Here is a 14,398-nt window from a genome sequence, read left to right on the forward strand (position 1 = left end):
CCCGACCTCGCCCGCGCCCCCCGGCCCCGCCCGGCGCCCCCGCCCGGGTGCGGGGCGGGCGCGCCGGGACCGGCTACATCCCGTGGACCGCCGGGACCGACCCCAGGCGCCCGGCCTGGAAGTCCTCGAAGGCCTGCTTCAGCTCGGCCTGGGTGTTCATGACGAACGGCCCGTAGTGCGCCATCGGCTCCCGGATGGGACGCCCGCCGAGCAGCACGATCTCCAGGTCGGGGGTGTTCGAGTCCTGGGACTCGTCCGCCCGGACGGTCAGCGCGCCGCCCTCGCCGAAGACGGCCGTCTGCCCCTTGCGCACGGGGCGCCGCTCGGTGCCGACGGAGCCGCTGCCGGCCAGGACGTACGCCAGGCCGTTGAAGTCCTGCCGCCACGGGAGATTGATCTCCGCGCCGGGGCGCAGGGTGGCGTGGATCATCGTGATGGGGGTGTGGGTGATGCCGGGGCCCTCGTGCCCGTCCAGCTCACCCGCGATGACGCGGAGCAGAGCGCCCCCGTCGGGGGAGGTGAGCAGCTGGACCTGGCCGCCGCGGATGTCCTGGTAGCGGGGGTCCATCATCTTGTCGGCCGCGGGGAGGTTCACCCAGAGCTGGAGGCCGTGGAAGAGGCCGCCGGACATGACCAGCTCCTCCGGGGGAGCCTCGATGTGCAGCAGTCCGGACCCGGCGGTCATCCACTGGGTGTCACCGTTCCGGATGGTGCCGCCGCCGCCGTTGCTGTCCTGGTGCACAAACGTTCCGTCAATCAGATACGTGACGGTCTCGAAGCCCCGGTGGGGGTGCCAGGGGGTGCCCTTGGGCTCTCCCGGGGCGTAGTCGACCTCGCCCATCTGGTCCATCATGATGAACGGGTCGAGGTGCCGGTAGTTGATCCCGGCGAAGGCGCGGCGCACCGGGAAGCCCTCCCCCTCGAACCCACTGGGAGCGGTGGTCACCGTGAGGACGGGACGGGGTGTGGCCTCCACGGGGGCGGAGACGCGCGGCAGGGTGAGCGGGTTCTCGACAGTCACAGCGGGCATGGGGAGTACCTCCTTGTGCGGTCAGTTTAGTTGAATACTGAACTTCCCGCTACCCAGAACGCGGAGACGCCCGGGAGGTATTCCTCCCGGGCGCCCGCGGGGCCCAGATCCGGCCACAGGGTTACAGGGCGGCACAAGCCGCGCACAACGAGGCGATCCGATGATCAGCCGTACATCCGGCGCATCGCGAAGTCGACCATCTGCTCCACCGCCTTGGCGTCGAAGACCATCCGGTGCTCCCCCTCCATGTCGAGGACGAAGCCGTACCCGGTCGGCAGCAGATCGATCACCTCCGCCCCGGTGATCACGAAGTACTTGGACTCCTTGCCCGCGTACCGGCGCAGCTCCTTGAGGGAGGTGAACATCGGGATCACCGGCTGCTGGGTGTTGTGCAGCGCCAGGAAGCCCGGGTTGTCGCCGCGCGGGCAGTAGACCTTCGAGGTGGCGAAGATCTGCTGGAAGTCCTCGGCGGAGAGGGTTCCGGTGGTGAAGGCGCGCACCGCGTCGGCGAGCGAGGGGGGCGACGGCTCCGGATACAGCGGCTGCCCCTGCGACTGCCCCCCGTAGGGCTGCTGGGGTGCGTACTGCTGGTGAGCGCCCTGACTCTGGTCATAGCCGTACATGCCCGCAAGGGTAACGAGTCACATTTGGGCGATGGGGGGTTGCAACTTATTACTGGTGGGTAGCATCATCGTAGCTACTTACTGGTAGCTGGGTAAGCCGACCGCCATCAGACTCCCGAACCTACGGAGCCGTCGCCATGGGGCACTACAAGTCGAATCTCCGCGACATCGAGTTCAACCTCTTCGAGGTTCTCGGGCGCGACAAGCTGTACGGCACCGGCCCGTTCGCGGAGATGGACGTCGACACCGCCCGCAGCATCCTCGAAGAGCTGGCCCGCCTCGCGGAGAACGAGCTGGCGGAATCCTTCGTGGACGCCGACCGCAACCCGCCCGTCTTCGACCCCGAGACCAGCACCGCCCCCATACCGGCCTCCTTCAAGAAGAGCTACGAAGCCTTCATGGAGTCGGAGTACTGGCGGCTCGGCCTGCCCGAGGAGATCGGCGGCACCACCGCGCCCCGCTCCCTGATCTGGGCCTACGCGGAGCTGCTCCTCGGCTCCAACCCCGCCCTGTGGATGTACTCCTCGGGCCCCGCCTTCGCCGGCCTCCTCTTCGAGGAGGGCAATGACGCCCAGAAGAAGATCGCGGCGATCGCCGTCGAGAAGCAGTGGGGCTCCACCATGGTCCTCACCGAGCCCGACGCCGGCTCGGACGTGGGCGCCGGCCGCTCCAGGGCCGTGCCGCAGGAGGACGGCTCCTGGCACATCGAGGGCGTGAAGCGCTTCATCACCTCCGGCGAGCACGACATGTCGGAGAACATCTTCCACTACGTCCTCGCCCGCCCCGAGGGCGCGGGCCCCGGCACCAAGGGCCTCTCCCTCTTCCTCGTACCGAAGTTCCTCTTCGACTGGGAGACCGGCGAGCTGGGCGAGCGCAACGGCGTGTACGCCACCAACGTCGAGCACAAGATGGGCCTCAAGGCCTCCAACACCTGCGAGATGACCTTCGGCGACCGCCACCCCGCCAAGGGCTGGCTGATCGGCGACAAGCACGACGGCATCCGCCAGATGTTCATGATCATCGAGTTCGCCCGGATGATGGTCGGCACCAAGGCCATCGCCACCCTCTCCACCGGCTACCTCAACGCGCTGGAGTACGCCAAGGAGCGCGTCCAGGGCCAGGACCTGGTGAACTTCGCGGACAAGACCGCCCCCAAGGTCACCATCACCCACCACCCCGATGTCCGCCGCTCCCTGATGACCCAGAAGTCGTACGCGGAGGGCATGCGCGCCCTCGTCCTCTACACGGCCTCCGTGCAGGACGAGATCGCCGCCAAGGAGACCGCCGGCGAGGACACCGCCGGGCTGACCGCGCTCAACGACCTGCTCCTGCCCATCGTCAAGGGGTACGGCTCGGAGCGGTCCTACGAGCAGCTCGCCCAGTCCCTCCAGATCTTCGGCGGCTCCGGCTACCTCCAGGAGTACCCGCTGGAGCAGTACATCCGGGACGCCAAGATCGACACCCTCTACGAGGGCACGACCGCCATCCAGGGCCAGGACTACTTCTTCCGGAAGATCGTCCGTGACCAGGGCCAGGCGCTGAACACCCTCTCCGAGGAGATCAAGAAGTTCCTGGCCGTCGGCACCGGCGGCGAGGAGCTGGCCGGCGCCCGGGACGCGCTGGCCCAGGCCGCCGTCGACCTGGAGGCGATCGTCGGCGCGATGACCAACGACCTGATCGCCACCGGCGAGGACGTCCGCAACATCTACAAGGTCGGGCTGAACACCACCCGGCTGCTGATGGCCTCCGGCGATGTCGTCGTCGGCTATCTGCTGGTGCGCGGCGCGGCCGTGGCGGCGGAGAAGCTGCCGACCGCGACGGCGAAGGACGTGCCGTTCTACCAGGGCAAGATCGCCGCCGCGAAGTTCTTCGCCGCGAACGTCCTGCCGGGCGTCTCGGTGGAGCGCGCCCTCGCGGAGAACGTCGACCTCTCGCTGATGGAGCTGGACGAGGCCGCGTTCTGATCCGCGCCCCCGCTCTCCGGCGGACGGCCCGTCCCTCTCGGGGGGCGGGCCGTCCGTATGATCAACGCGCAGAGAGAGCAGGGGGAGAGACCATGACAGTGACCGGATACCGGCGGTTCACCGCCGCCGGAGTCACCGCGGCCGTACTGCTGCTGGCGGGGTGCGGCTCCGGCGACGGCCAGGGCGGCACGGACGCGAAGAGCACACCGAGCGCCTCCGCCGCCCCCGGGGGACCCGACGGCACCGGCTCCGTCAGGGCCACCCGGCTCGACGACACCGCCGTCAGGGCGCTGCTGCCCACCGACGACTCCGTCCCCGGCTGGAAGGCCGCCGCCCCCGCGAGCGCCTTCGACCTCACGGCGGCGAACGCCCCCACCGGCCCGACCTGCGGCAAGAAGACCACGGACCCGATCTGCGAGAACGCGGTCGCGGCGGGCAGCGCCATGTTCCTGAAGGAGGGCGCGGGCACCGTCACCTTCATGCTGTACGCCTATGAGGACGCCGCGTCCGCGTCCGCCGCCTACCCCGCCATGCTGGGACGCGGCGGCGACGGGATGACCGGTCTGTCGAGCCCCGCGAAGCTCCCCGCCGCCGTCGGCGAGCAGCACGATGTCATCCGGGGCACCAGTTCGGTACGGACCCCGGGGGCCACCGTCCAGATCCGTGTCGGCACCACCCTGCTGGCCGTCCAGACCGGCGGGCTCCAGGCCGAGCGGCGCGGCGACGGTGAACTCCGTGAGCTGGCGGGGATGTTCGCCGAGCGCTCCCGCCAGGCGCAGAACGGCGAACCGCCCTCCGCCCGCGTCGGCGGCTGACCCCGCCGCGAGGGCGGGCGCCCCGCTCCGGCGAGGAGGCCGGGGCTCCCGCCCACGGGCCGGGCCCCGGGCCACCGAGCGCATGCCCCGTACATGCGCCCCCAGCGCACGCCCCTCGTTAGGGTGGCTCCATGAGCACCAGCGCACCCGCCCGGTTCGACCGTGGACACACCGACGACCTGATGACCTTCCTGGCCGCCGCCCCCTCGCCCTACCACGCGGTGACCGTCGCCGCCGGGCGGCTGGAGAAGGCGGGCTTCCGGCAGGTGCGGGAGACGGATGTCTGGGACGCCACCGCCGGCGGCAAGTACGTCATCCGCGGCGGCGCGCTCATCGCCTGGTACGTGCCCGAGGGCGCCGACGCCCACACTCCCTTCCGGATCGTCGGCGCCCACACCGACTCCCCCAATCTGCGGGTCAAGCCCCGGCCCGACGCCGGCTCCCACGGCTGGCGCCAGATCGCCGTCGAGGTCTACGGCGGGCCGCTCCTCAACAGCTGGCTCGACCGCGATCTCGGCATCGCCGGCCGGCTGACCCTGCGCGACGGCTCGCACCGGCTGGTCAACATCGACCGGCCGCTGCTGCGCGTACCGCAGCTCGCCATCCACCTCGACCGCAATGTCACACCGGACGGTCTCAAGCTCGACAAGCAGCGCCATATGCAGCCGATCTGGGGCCTCGGCGACGCCCACGAGGGCGATCTCATCCAGTTCCTGGAGGAGGAGACGGGGATCGAGGAGGGCGAGGTCACCGGCTGGGACCTGATGACCCACTCCCTTGAGGCCCCCGCCTATCTGGGCCGGGACAGGGAGCTGCTCGCCGGGCCGCGCATGGACAACCTGCTCTCCGTGCACGCCGGCACGGCCGCGCTCGCCGCAGCCGCCGCCGCGCCCGGACTCTCGTACATCCCCGTCCTCGCCGCCTTCGACCACGAGGAGAACGGCTCGCAGGCCGACACCGGCGCCGACGGCCCGCTGCTCGGCTCGGTGCTGGAGCGCTCGGTGTTCGCGCGCGGCGGCGGGTACGAGGACCGGGCGCGCGCCTTCGCCGCGACGATCTGTCTCTCCTCCGACGTCGGCCACGCGGTCCACCCCAACTACCCGGAGCGCCACGACCCGACGCACCACCCGCGTCCCAACGGCGGTCCGATCCTCAAGGTCAATGTGAACCAGCGGTACGCCACCGACGGGAGCGGCCGGGCGGTGTTCGCGGCGGCCTGCGAGCGGGCCGGTTCGCCGTGGCAGTCGTTCGTGTCGAACAACGCGATGCCGTGCGGCACCACCATCGGACCGATCACCGCCGCCCGGCACGGCATCCGGACCGTGGACATCGGTGTGGCGTGTCTGTCCATGCACAGCGCGCGCGAGCTGTGCGGCTCGGACGACCCGTATCTGCTGGCGAATGTGCTGACGGCGTTCCTGGAGAGCTGACCGTCCCGCCCGCACCGCCGCGACCGGCCGGCCGGACCGGCCGGTCGCGAAACATCCGCGAAAGGCGGTGCCGGGCAGGCTGACGGGCATGGTTCTGCTCGATCGGACGGCGTCCGCCGCCCCCACGTCCGGCGGCCCCTCGCGCCGCGCCCTGCTCCGTGTCGTCGCCCTGGCCGCCACCGCGCTGTTCACCGGCGCCTGGCTGGTGATCGACCAGTACAACGACCGGCCGCCGTGGGCCGACGATGTCACCTACGAGGCCGGTTACCTGCACGGGAACCGCGTCAAGCAGTACGACCGCGACGGCGCGCTGACCGCCGATCTGCTGGCCGGGGGGTGCCAGCGGCTGGCCGAGGACGGCACGGCGGGCGCCAAGGCGGAGCACGACCCGGAGCTGTGGGTACGAGGGTGTCTGGACGGGGCCACGGGGAAGGTCTCGGCCGAACAGGGCCTGCTCGGCTAGGGATGCCCGCGCCCGCGCCGACCGGCATCGCCCCCCGGCCCCCGTCCGGGATCGCCCCCGGCCCCCGTCCGGGATCGCCCCCGAGCCCGCCACCGGGCCGGGCTCAGCCACGAGCCCACCGCCCGGGCCGGGGGGCGCGGTGGGGCGCGCCCGCCGGCTCACCGGATGTCCCCCGCGCTCCGGGCCGACCGGGCCGACCCGGACACGAGCCCCACGGACGGCCCGGCTCAGCCACGAGCCCACCGCCCGGGCCGGGGGGCGCGGTGGGGCGCACCCACGGGCTCACCGGATGTCCCCCGCGCTCCGGGGCGCAGGGCCCTGCGCCCTGGTCTCGCTGGGCTCCTGTGCCCCGGCACCGCGCCTCGCCGCGCTGTCGTACCCGACGCCTACACCGGGTCCCCGCCCGCTTCGGCCCCCTCCTCGTCCAGGCCCGCCAGCACCAGCGGCAGCCGGGTCGCCGCGCCCTCGGTCACCCGGACCGGAACGCCCCAGTCCTGCTGGTGCACATGGCAGGCCGGGTACTCGTTCGCGGGGTCGTCGTCGCAGGACGCCGCCATCGCGGAGACATGCAGCACCCCTTCCCGTACCGCCGGGTCGATCTCCAGCGCGCGGGTCAGATCGGTGCCCGCGCCGGCCCCGCCGGTGAGCAGCTCCGGCGGGGTCGCGGAGACCAGCAGCCGGGTGGAGGGGCCGTAGCGGGTGTCGAGCTTCTGCCCGGCGGGCGCCCGGAAGACCACGTCCAGGCGCAGCGTCCCCGGCGCGACCTCGGTCGCCGCCCGCCGGGTGCGGTGCGCGACGGCCTCGACCCGCACCGCCTCCTCCGGCAGCCGCAGCCGGGTCAGCCGGTGCCGCGCCGACTCCACCACCACGATGTCGTCCCCGGCGAGCACCGCGTCGGAGGGCTCCCGCAGATCGGTGGCGAGGGTGGTCACCTCGCCGCTCACCGGGTCGTACCGGCGCAGCGCGTGGTTGTAGGTGTCGCTGACGGCCACCGACCCGTCGGGCAGGGCGGTCACGCCCAGCGGGTGCTGGAACAGCGCCTGACCGGCCGGTCCGTCCCGGTGTCCGAAGTCGAAGAGGCCGGTGCCCACGGCGGTGCGCACCACGCCGTCCAGGCCGATCCAGCGCAGTGCGGAGGTCTCGGAGTCGGCGATCCACAGCCGGTCCCCGGCCGCCGCGAGCCCCGAGGGCTGGGCGAACCAGGCCTCGGCGGCGGGCCCGTCGACGAGCCCCTCGTTGGTGGTGCCGGCCGCGACCCCGACCGTTCCGGTCTCCGGGTCGAGGGTCCAGAGCTGGTGCACCCCGGCCATGGCGATCCACAGCCGCCCGTCGAACCAGGCGATGTCCCACGGCGAGGAGAGATCGGTCTCCAGCGCGGGACCGGAGGCCGGCGACCCCTGCCACCACTGCTTCCCGGTCCCGGCGAGCGTCTCGATCGCGCCGGTCCCGGGGTCGTACGCCCGGATTCTGTGGTTCACCGTGTCGGCGACGGCGATCCGGCCGTCGGGCAGCGGCGCGAGCCCCTGGGGCTCGCGGAACTCCCCCTCGCCGATGTGCCGCACCACCCGCTCGCCGTCGGGCTCCAGCTCGACCAGCCGGTGCCGGGTGGTGTCGGAGACGAGGAAGTTCCCGGAGGGCAGGACGACCGCCTTCCCCGGGAAGCGCAGCTCCCCCGCCACCGGCTCCGGCGGGACATACGGCCCGTCCCCGCGCCGCAGCGTCCCCTTCGCCGTGTGCTCGCTCTCCAGCTCCGCGACGAGCCGCTCGATGGCGTGCGCGTGCCCCTCACCGGCGTGCTGGGCGACCACATACCCCTCGGGGTCGATGACGACCAGGGTGGGCCAGGCGCGTACCGCGTACTGCTTCCAGGTGGACAGCTCCGGGTCGTCGAGCACCGGGTGGTGCACCCCGTACCGCTCGACCGCGTCGACGACGGCCCGGTGGTCGGCCTCGTGCACGAACTTCGGCGAGTGCACCCCGATGATCACCACGGTGTCGCGGTGCTTCTCCTCCAGCTCCCGCAGCTCGTCCAGGACGTGCAGACAGTTCACACAGCAGAAGGTCCAGAAGTCGAGAATCACGATCTTCCCCCGCAGCTCGCCGAGGGTGTACTGCCTGTCACCGGTGTTCAGCCAGCCGCCCCTGCCGGTCAGCTCGGGGGCCCGAACGCGTGCACGTGTCGCCATACCCTCATCCAACCGCACCCGCCCGGAGCGGCATTCCCCCGGGCACGCGTTGGGTTTGTTCCGGTCTGGGACGAATTGGCGGGAGAACGGGCGCACGGCGTCAGCGGTCCTGTAGGAGAGGCCGGGGTGCGGGCCTACGATCGTCATACGAAAGGACTGCCGGGCCGCCGCCCGGCAGCGTAACTTAACTGACCGAACCTCCCACGCAGCCCAGCCGTCGCCGCCAGCAGCCCAGCCGCCCGCAGAACCGCCGAGGGGTCCCGTGACCGTCCATCCCAGCCTCCAGAACTACGCCGATGCCTGGACCCACGCCATCGAAGCGATAGCCGAGTTGGTGCAGCCTCTCGTGGAGGGGGAGTGGAACCGGGCGACGCCGTGCCCCGCCTGGTCGGTGCGGGACGTGGTCTCCCATGTCATCGGCATGGAGACCGAGATGCTGGGCGACCCCCGGCCCATCCACACCCTGCCGCGCGATCTCTACCATGTGAAGAACGACTTCGCCCGGTACATGGAGATGCAGGTGGATGTGCGCCGCCACCACACCTCTCCGGAGATGACGTCGGAGCTGGAGTACACCATGATCCGGCGGGCCCGTCAGCTGCGCAACGAGACCCGCTCGCCCGGCACCATGGTCCGCGCGCCGCTGGGCGCCGAGCAGACCCTGGAACTGGCGATGCGGATGCGCGCGTTCGACACCTGGGTGCACGAGCAGGATCTGCGGGTCGCGCTCAACGAGCCCGGCAACCTCGACTCACCGGGCGCCCACATCACCCGGGACGTCCTCCTCGAAGCGCTGCCGAAGGTCGTCGCCAAGGACGCGGGCGCGCCGCCCCACTCGGCCGTGGTGGTCGATGTGCACGGACCGGTGGAGTTCCTCCGTACCGTACGGGTCAACGCCGACGGGCGGGGCTCGGTCGACGGGGCACCCTCGCTGGGTCCCATCGTCACCCTCGCCACGGACTGGGAGACCTACTACCGGCTCGCCTGCGGGCGGGTGCGCCCGGCCGCCGTGGCGGACCGGGTCAAGGTGGACGGGGACCAGGAGCTGGCGGCGGCGATCCTGCGGTCGTTCGCCATCACGCCCTGACCCCGTCGGGCCCCGGCGGGCCTCCGCCCGGCCCCCGGCCGGCCCCCGCCCGGTCAGGCCGGGACGTGCACGGCCTCCACCCTGCTCGCCACCAGCCGCTCCCGCTCCAGCTTCACCGCCCGCCCCCGCAGGCGCAGGATCTGGACGAGCCCCAGCGCCTCCAGGACGAACACACTGGAGAACGCGATCCGGTAGCTGCCGCCGGTCGCGTCCAGCAGCACGCCGATCGCGAACAGCGCCGTCATCGAGGCCGTGAAGCCCCCGACGTTGACGATGCCCGACGCCGTGCCCTGCCGCTGCGGCGGATTCGCGGGCCGGGCGAAGTCGAAGCCGATCATCGACGCGGGGCCGCACGCCCCGAGGACCGCGCAGAGGGTGATCAGCAGCCACATCGGCGCCCGGTCCGGATGGGCCAGGACCGCCGCCCACACCACGGAGGTCGCCCCGACGGTCCCGAGGGCGAGCGGCAGCCGGGCCGCGTGATGGCGGGCGATGACCTGTCCGTACACCAGACCCACCACCATGCTCACCAGCACCACCAGGGTCAGCAGTGAGCCCGCCGTCTCGCGTGTGAGGCCCTGCGCCTCGATGAGGAACGGCATCCCCCAGAGCAGCATGAAGACCATCGCGGGGAACTGGCTCGTGAAGTGGACCCACATCCCCAGCCGGGTGCCCGGCTCCCGCCAGGCGAGGACCAGCTGCCGGCGGGCGAAGGCCGCGCCCGGCGCGCTCCCGGGTGCCGCGCCCGCCGCCTTCGGCCGCCGCCCGGACACCCCCGGCTCGTCCTTGAGGAAGAGCAGCACCAGCACCAGTACCACCGCGCCCGCCACCGAGCTGCCCGCGAAGGTGGCGGTCCAGCCGACATCGTGCAGCAGCCGGGAGACGAGCATGGTCGAGACCAGATTGCCCGCCATCCCGAAGAGGGCGGCGACCTGGGCGATCAGCGGCCCGCGCCGGGGCGGGAACCAGCGGCTGCCCAGCCGCAGCACGCTGATGAAGGTCATCGCGTCGCCGCAGCCGAGCAGCACCCGGGCGGTGAGCGCCATCCCGTACGAGGGGGCGAGCGCGAAGCCGAGCTGTCCCGCGGTGAAGAGCGCCGCCCCGATGACGAGCATCCGCTTGGTGCCCAGCCGGTCGACCAGCAGGCCGACCGGGATCTGCATGCCGGCGTAGACCAGCAGCTGGAGGATGGAGAAGGTGGAGAGCGCCGAGGCGTTGACGTCGAAACGGTCGGCGGCGTCGAGCCCGGCGACCCCGAGCGAGGTGCGGAAGATGATCGCGACGAAGTAGACGCTGACGCCGATCGACCAGATCGCCGCCGCCCGGCCACCGCCGAGGGGTGTCCGGCCCGCGTCGCCTGGAACGGGGTCGCCGGCTATGCCGCCGGACGCGCTCACCGGACCTCTCCCCGCGCCAGGGTGCTGAACCAGCCGACGTGCCGGTGCACCAGGGCCGCGGCTCTCTCCGGGTCCCCGGCGCGCAGGGCCTCCAGGATCTCGCTGTGCTCGACGACGTTCTTGGTGATGCGGTCGGGGTGGGCGTGCATCACGGCCACCCCCATCCGCAGCTGCCGGTCCCGGAGCTGGTCGTAGAGGCGGGAGAGGATCTCATTGCCCCCGCTGCGCACGATCTCGGCGTGGAAGAGCCGGTCCGTGACGGCGACGGCGGCCAGATCCCCGGCCTCGCCCTGCCGCTTCTGCTGCTCCAGCAGCTCTTCGAGCCGGGCGAGCAGCCGGGGCGGGGCGGGGACGGCCTTGCGGGCCGCGTGCTCCTCCACCAGCAGACGGGTCTCCACGACATCGGCGATCTCCTGCGCGGAGACGGCGAGGACCAGCGCGCCCTTCTTGGGGTAGAGCTTGATCAGCCCCTCGACCTCCAGTTTGAGCAGCGCCTCGCGCACCGGGGTGCGGGAGACGCCCACCGCGTCGGCGAGTTCGCCTTCGGTGAGCAGGGTGCCGCCCTCGTAGCGGCGGTCGAGAACCGCCTGCTTGACATGGGCGTAGACGCGTTCGGCTGCGGGGGCTGCGACGGGCATGCACACAGCTTAGATACAACAAGGGTGCATCCACAGGGCCCTGTCCACCATGCAGGACGGCCGCCCCCGAAGGGGGATGAACCGGAGCTGGTTCATCCGAATGAGACATGTGCCACGGAGTCGCATCCTTTTGGCGCGCCACGGCGTCTCATGATGGGGCCCTTCTCTCGTCAAGGGCCCTCATCGACGAAGACCTTTGACGACGCACGTGCCAACTCCGGAGCGTTTCCTTTGATACTCAGCAACACGAGCGTTCGCCGAGCCGCCACGGTTGTTCTGTCCGGCGGCCTGCTGCTCACCGCCTCGCCGCTCGCCGCGCCCGCCCAGGCCGCAGCGAAACCCAAGCCGTCGATCAGCGGCTCGGGCGGCTATCTGATGGACCAGAAGACCGGCAAGGCCCTCTTCGCCAAGGGTGAGAACACCCGGCGCGAGATGGCGAGCACCACCAAGGTCGCGACCGCGATCACCGTCCTGACCACCAAGGGCGTCGACCTCAACCGCAAGGTGACGATCAAGCAGGCGTACCGCGACTACGTCACCAAGCAGGGTGCCAGCACCGCCGATCTGAAGACCGGCGACAAGGTCACCGTCCGTCAGCTGCTCTCCGCGCTGATGCTGCCCTCGGGCTGCGACGCCGCGTACGCCCTGGCCGACACCTTCGGCAAGGGCTCCACCACGGCGGCGCGCACCAAGTCGTTCATCGGCATGATGAACAAGAAGGCCGAGTCGCTGAAGCTGAAGAACACCCGGTTCGACTCGTTCGACGGCATCTCGGCGGGCGGGAAGAACTACACCACCCCGTCCGATCTCACCAAGCTCGCCCGGCACGCCTTCGGGAACAAGACGTTCCGCGATGTGGTGAAGGCCCAGTCCTACAAGACCACGGCCCCCACCGGCACGGCCGGCAAGAAGCGCACGTACACCTGGTACAACACCAACAAGCTGCTCGGCTCCTACAAGGGCGCCGTCGGCATGAAGACCGGTACGGGCAGCAAGGCCGGGCCCTGCCTGGTCTTCGCGGCCACCCGGGGCACCACGACGTACGTCGGGGTCGTCCTCAACGGCAAGGACCGCTTCAAGGACGCCGGCAAGATGCTGGACCACGGCTTCGGCAGCAAGACCGCCAAGTCGATGAAGCTGCGCTCGCTCCCGGCCGGCGCCCAGCGGGACTGACCGCCCCGCGCGGAACGGGAAGAAGGCCGAGGGCCCGTGACACTGTGCCGTGTCACGGGCCCTCGGCCGTATCCGGGGCCGCTACCCCCAGGTGATGAGTCTCCTCGGGTTCTCCAGGACGGCGGCGGTGTCGGCGAGGAGGCGGGAGCCGAGTTCGCCGTCGACGAGCCGGTGGTCGAAGGAGAGTCCGAGGGTGGTGACCTGGCGCGGCTTCACCTTGCCCTTGTGGACCCAGGGCTGGAGGCGGATGGCGCCGACGGCGAGGATGGCGGCCTCGCCGGGGTTGAGGATGGGGGTGCCGGTGTCGACGCCGAAGACGCCGACGTTGGTGACGGTGACGGTGCCGCCGCGCATCGCGGCCGGGGTGGTCCTGCCCTCGCGGGCGGTGGCGACCAGCTCGCCCAGGGCCGCGGCGAGTTCCGGCAGGGTCATGGCGTGCGCGTCCTTGATGTTCGGCACGATCAGCCCGCGCGGCGTGGCGGCGGCGATGCCCAGATTCACATAGTGCTTCTGGACGATCTCCTGGTTCTCCTCGTCCCAGGAGGCGTTGGCGCCGGGGTTGCGGCGGATCGCGACCAGCAGCGCGCGGCAGATCAGCAGCAGCGGACTGACCCGCAGCCCGGCCAGGTCCCGGTCCCGCTTCAGCTCCTCGACGAGCTTCATCGTGCGGGTCACGTCGACGGTGATGAACTCCGTGACGTGCGGCGCGGTGAAGGCGCTGGCGGTCATCGCGGCGGCGGTCGCCTTCCGGACCCCCTTCACGGGGACACGCGTCTCCCGCGCTCCTTCCGTGACCGCCGGTCCGGCCGTTTCAGCCGTTTCAGCCGGCTCGGCCGTTTTGGCCGGCTCGGCGGCGGTCGCGGGCCCGGGGGCCGGGGCCACGGCCGCGTGGACGTCCTCGCGGGTGATGATCCCGTCGGGCCCGGTGGGGGTGATGTCCGCCAGATCGACCCCGAGGTCCTTGGCGAGCTTGCGCACCGGGGGCTTGGCCAGCGGCCGGGAGCCGGGGGCGGCCGGAGCGGGGGAGCCATGGCCGTTCACCCCGCCGGTGCGGGGCTCCGCGGTGGTCGCCTGGCCGGGGAGCCTCCCCGCAGAGGGCTGCGCGGGCGGCTGAGGCGTCTCCTGGGGCTCCTGGGGCCTCTGTGGCGCCTCCTGGGCCGTCCGGGGTGCCCGGGCGGCGGACCGCGGCGGAGAGGTCTGTGCGGCCGCCTTGCGGGGGCGGCGCTTGCCGGAGGTCTCGGCGACGCCGTAGCCGACGAGTACCGGCGTACGGCCCTTGGGCGCCTCCTCCTCCGTCGTGCCGGTCCCGGTTCCGGTTCCGGTTCCGGCCTCGGCCCCGGCCTCCGGGGCCGATTCCGGGGTGGTGCCGCCCGCGGTGTCGACGCGGATGATGACCTGGCCGACGTCGACCGTGGTCCCCTCCGCGTGGTTCAGCTCATGGACCACCCCGTCGTAGGGGATCGGGAGTTCGACCGCGGCCTTGGCGGTCTCGACCTCGCAGACCACCTGACCGTCGGTGACCGTGTCACCCGGCTGCACGTACCACTTGAGGATCTCGGCCTCGGTCAGCCCCTCGCCCACGTCGGGCATCT

Annotated in this window: 12 protein-coding genes; 6 read left to right on the plus strand and 6 right to left on the minus strand. The window is 71.8% G+C overall.

The window, feature by feature from the left end; genetic code table 11:
• Positions 1-73 precede the first annotated feature (73 nt).
• Positions 74-1,030, minus strand: a complete 957-nt coding sequence (locus ABT122_RS13970; protein ID WP_351550307.1) for a pirin family protein — start codon at positions 1,028-1,030, stop codon at positions 74-76.
• Between the two features lie 164 nt (positions 1,031-1,194).
• Positions 1,195-1,653: an SseB family protein gene (locus ABT122_RS13975; RefSeq protein WP_351550310.1), complete on the minus strand. Its 459-nt coding sequence runs from the start codon at positions 1,651-1,653 to the stop codon at positions 1,195-1,197.
• Positions 1,654-1,790: 137 nt separating this feature from the next.
• Between ABT122_RS13975 and ABT122_RS13980 the strand changes: the two genes are divergently transcribed.
• The 4 genes from ABT122_RS13980 (at position 1,791) to ABT122_RS13995 (ending at position 6,325) form a co-directional block, all read left to right on the plus strand.
• Positions 1,791-3,617 (plus strand): acyl-CoA dehydrogenase, encoded by a 1,827-nt coding sequence (locus ABT122_RS13980; RefSeq protein WP_351550313.1) that lies wholly within the window; start codon positions 1,791-1,793, stop codon positions 3,615-3,617.
• A 92-nt stretch (positions 3,618-3,709) separates the two neighbouring features.
• Positions 3,710-4,432, plus strand: a complete 723-nt coding sequence (locus ABT122_RS13985) for a hypothetical protein (RefSeq protein WP_351550316.1) — start codon at positions 3,710-3,712, stop codon at positions 4,430-4,432.
• Positions 4,433-4,563: 131 nt separating this feature from the next.
• Entirely contained in the window at positions 4,564-5,862 is a 1,299-nt protein-coding gene (locus ABT122_RS13990) for a M18 family aminopeptidase (RefSeq protein ID WP_351550319.1), read from the plus strand.
• Between the two features lie 88 nt (positions 5,863-5,950).
• On the plus strand, positions 5,951-6,325 hold the full coding sequence (locus tag ABT122_RS13995; protein ID WP_351550322.1) for a hypothetical protein: 375 nt from the start codon (positions 5,951-5,953) through the stop codon (positions 6,323-6,325).
• 386 nt (positions 6,326-6,711) lie between these two features.
• On the opposite strand, the gene ABT122_RS14000 is transcribed toward ABT122_RS13995, so the two are convergent.
• Entirely contained in the window at positions 6,712-8,511 is a 1,800-nt protein-coding gene (locus tag ABT122_RS14000) for an NHL domain-containing thioredoxin family protein (RefSeq protein ID WP_351550325.1), read from the minus strand.
• Positions 8,512-8,773: 262 nt separating this feature from the next.
• Between ABT122_RS14000 and ABT122_RS14005 the strand changes: the two genes are divergently transcribed.
• Positions 8,774-9,598 carry a maleylpyruvate isomerase family mycothiol-dependent enzyme gene (locus ABT122_RS14005; protein ID WP_351550328.1) on the plus strand — a complete coding sequence of 275 codons (825 nt, stop codon included), beginning with the start codon at positions 8,774-8,776 and terminating at the stop codon, positions 9,596-9,598.
• A 53-nt stretch (positions 9,599-9,651) separates the two neighbouring features.
• On the opposite strand, the gene ABT122_RS14010 is transcribed toward ABT122_RS14005, so the two are convergent.
• Together ABT122_RS14010 and ABT122_RS14015 are read right to left on the minus strand one after the other, a co-directional pair.
• Positions 9,652-10,995 (minus strand): MFS transporter, encoded by a 1,344-nt coding sequence (locus tag ABT122_RS14010; RefSeq protein ID WP_351550331.1) that lies wholly within the window; start codon positions 10,993-10,995, stop codon positions 9,652-9,654.
• Entirely contained in the window at positions 10,992-11,633 is a 642-nt protein-coding gene (locus tag ABT122_RS14015) for a GntR family transcriptional regulator (protein ID WP_351550334.1), read from the minus strand. The genes ABT122_RS14010 and ABT122_RS14015 overlap by 4 nt, the downstream gene beginning before the upstream one ends.
• A 234-nt stretch (positions 11,634-11,867) precedes the next feature.
• Here ABT122_RS14015 and ABT122_RS14020 point away from each other — a divergent pair, with 234 nt between their 5' ends.
• Positions 11,868-12,806 (plus strand): D-alanyl-D-alanine carboxypeptidase family protein, encoded by a 939-nt coding sequence (locus ABT122_RS14020; RefSeq protein ID WP_351550528.1) that lies wholly within the window; start codon positions 11,868-11,870, stop codon positions 12,804-12,806.
• An 81-nt stretch (positions 12,807-12,887) separates the two neighbouring features.
• On the opposite strand, the gene ABT122_RS14025 is transcribed toward ABT122_RS14020, so the two are convergent.
• Positions 12,888-14,396: a dihydrolipoamide acetyltransferase family protein gene (locus ABT122_RS14025; protein ID WP_351550531.1), complete on the minus strand. Its 1,509-nt coding sequence runs from the start codon at positions 14,394-14,396 to the stop codon at positions 12,888-12,890.
• Between the last annotated feature and the right edge of the window lie 2 nt (positions 14,397-14,398).

The sequence above is a fragment of the Streptomyces sp. NPDC001985 genome (assembly GCF_040296845.1).
GTDB lineage: Bacteria > Actinomycetota > Actinomycetes > Streptomycetales > Streptomycetaceae > Streptomyces.

Bases quoted from the DNA above. Each gene is read 5' to 3' on its own strand.
- ABT122_RS14000 (WP_351550325.1), bottom strand. From the start codon at position 8,511: ATGGCGACACGTGCACGCGTTCGGGCCCCCGAGCTGACCGGCAGGGGC.
- ABT122_RS13980 (WP_351550313.1), top strand. From the start codon at position 1,791: ATGGGGCACTACAAGTCGAATCTCCGCGACATCGAGTTCAACCTCTTC.
- ABT122_RS13985 (WP_351550316.1), top strand. From the start codon at position 3,710: ATGACAGTGACCGGATACCGGCGGTTCACCGCCGCCGGAGTCACCGCG.
- ABT122_RS13970 (WP_351550307.1), bottom strand. From the start codon at position 1,030: ATGCCCGCTGTGACTGTCGAGAACCCGCTCACCCTGCCGCGCGTCTCC.
- ABT122_RS14015 (WP_351550334.1), bottom strand. From the start codon at position 11,633: ATGCCCGTCGCAGCCCCCGCAGCCGAACGCGTCTACGCCCATGTCAAG.
- ABT122_RS13990 (WP_351550319.1), top strand. From the start codon at position 4,564: ATGAGCACCAGCGCACCCGCCCGGTTCGACCGTGGACACACCGACGAC.
- ABT122_RS13995 (WP_351550322.1), top strand. From the start codon at position 5,951: ATGGTTCTGCTCGATCGGACGGCGTCCGCCGCCCCCACGTCCGGCGGC.
- ABT122_RS13975 (WP_351550310.1), bottom strand. From the start codon at position 1,653: ATGTACGGCTATGACCAGAGTCAGGGCGCTCACCAGCAGTACGCACCC.
- ABT122_RS14025 (WP_351550531.1), bottom strand. From the start codon at position 14,396: ATGCCCGACGTGGGCGAGGGGCTGACCGAGGCCGAGATCCTCAAGTGG.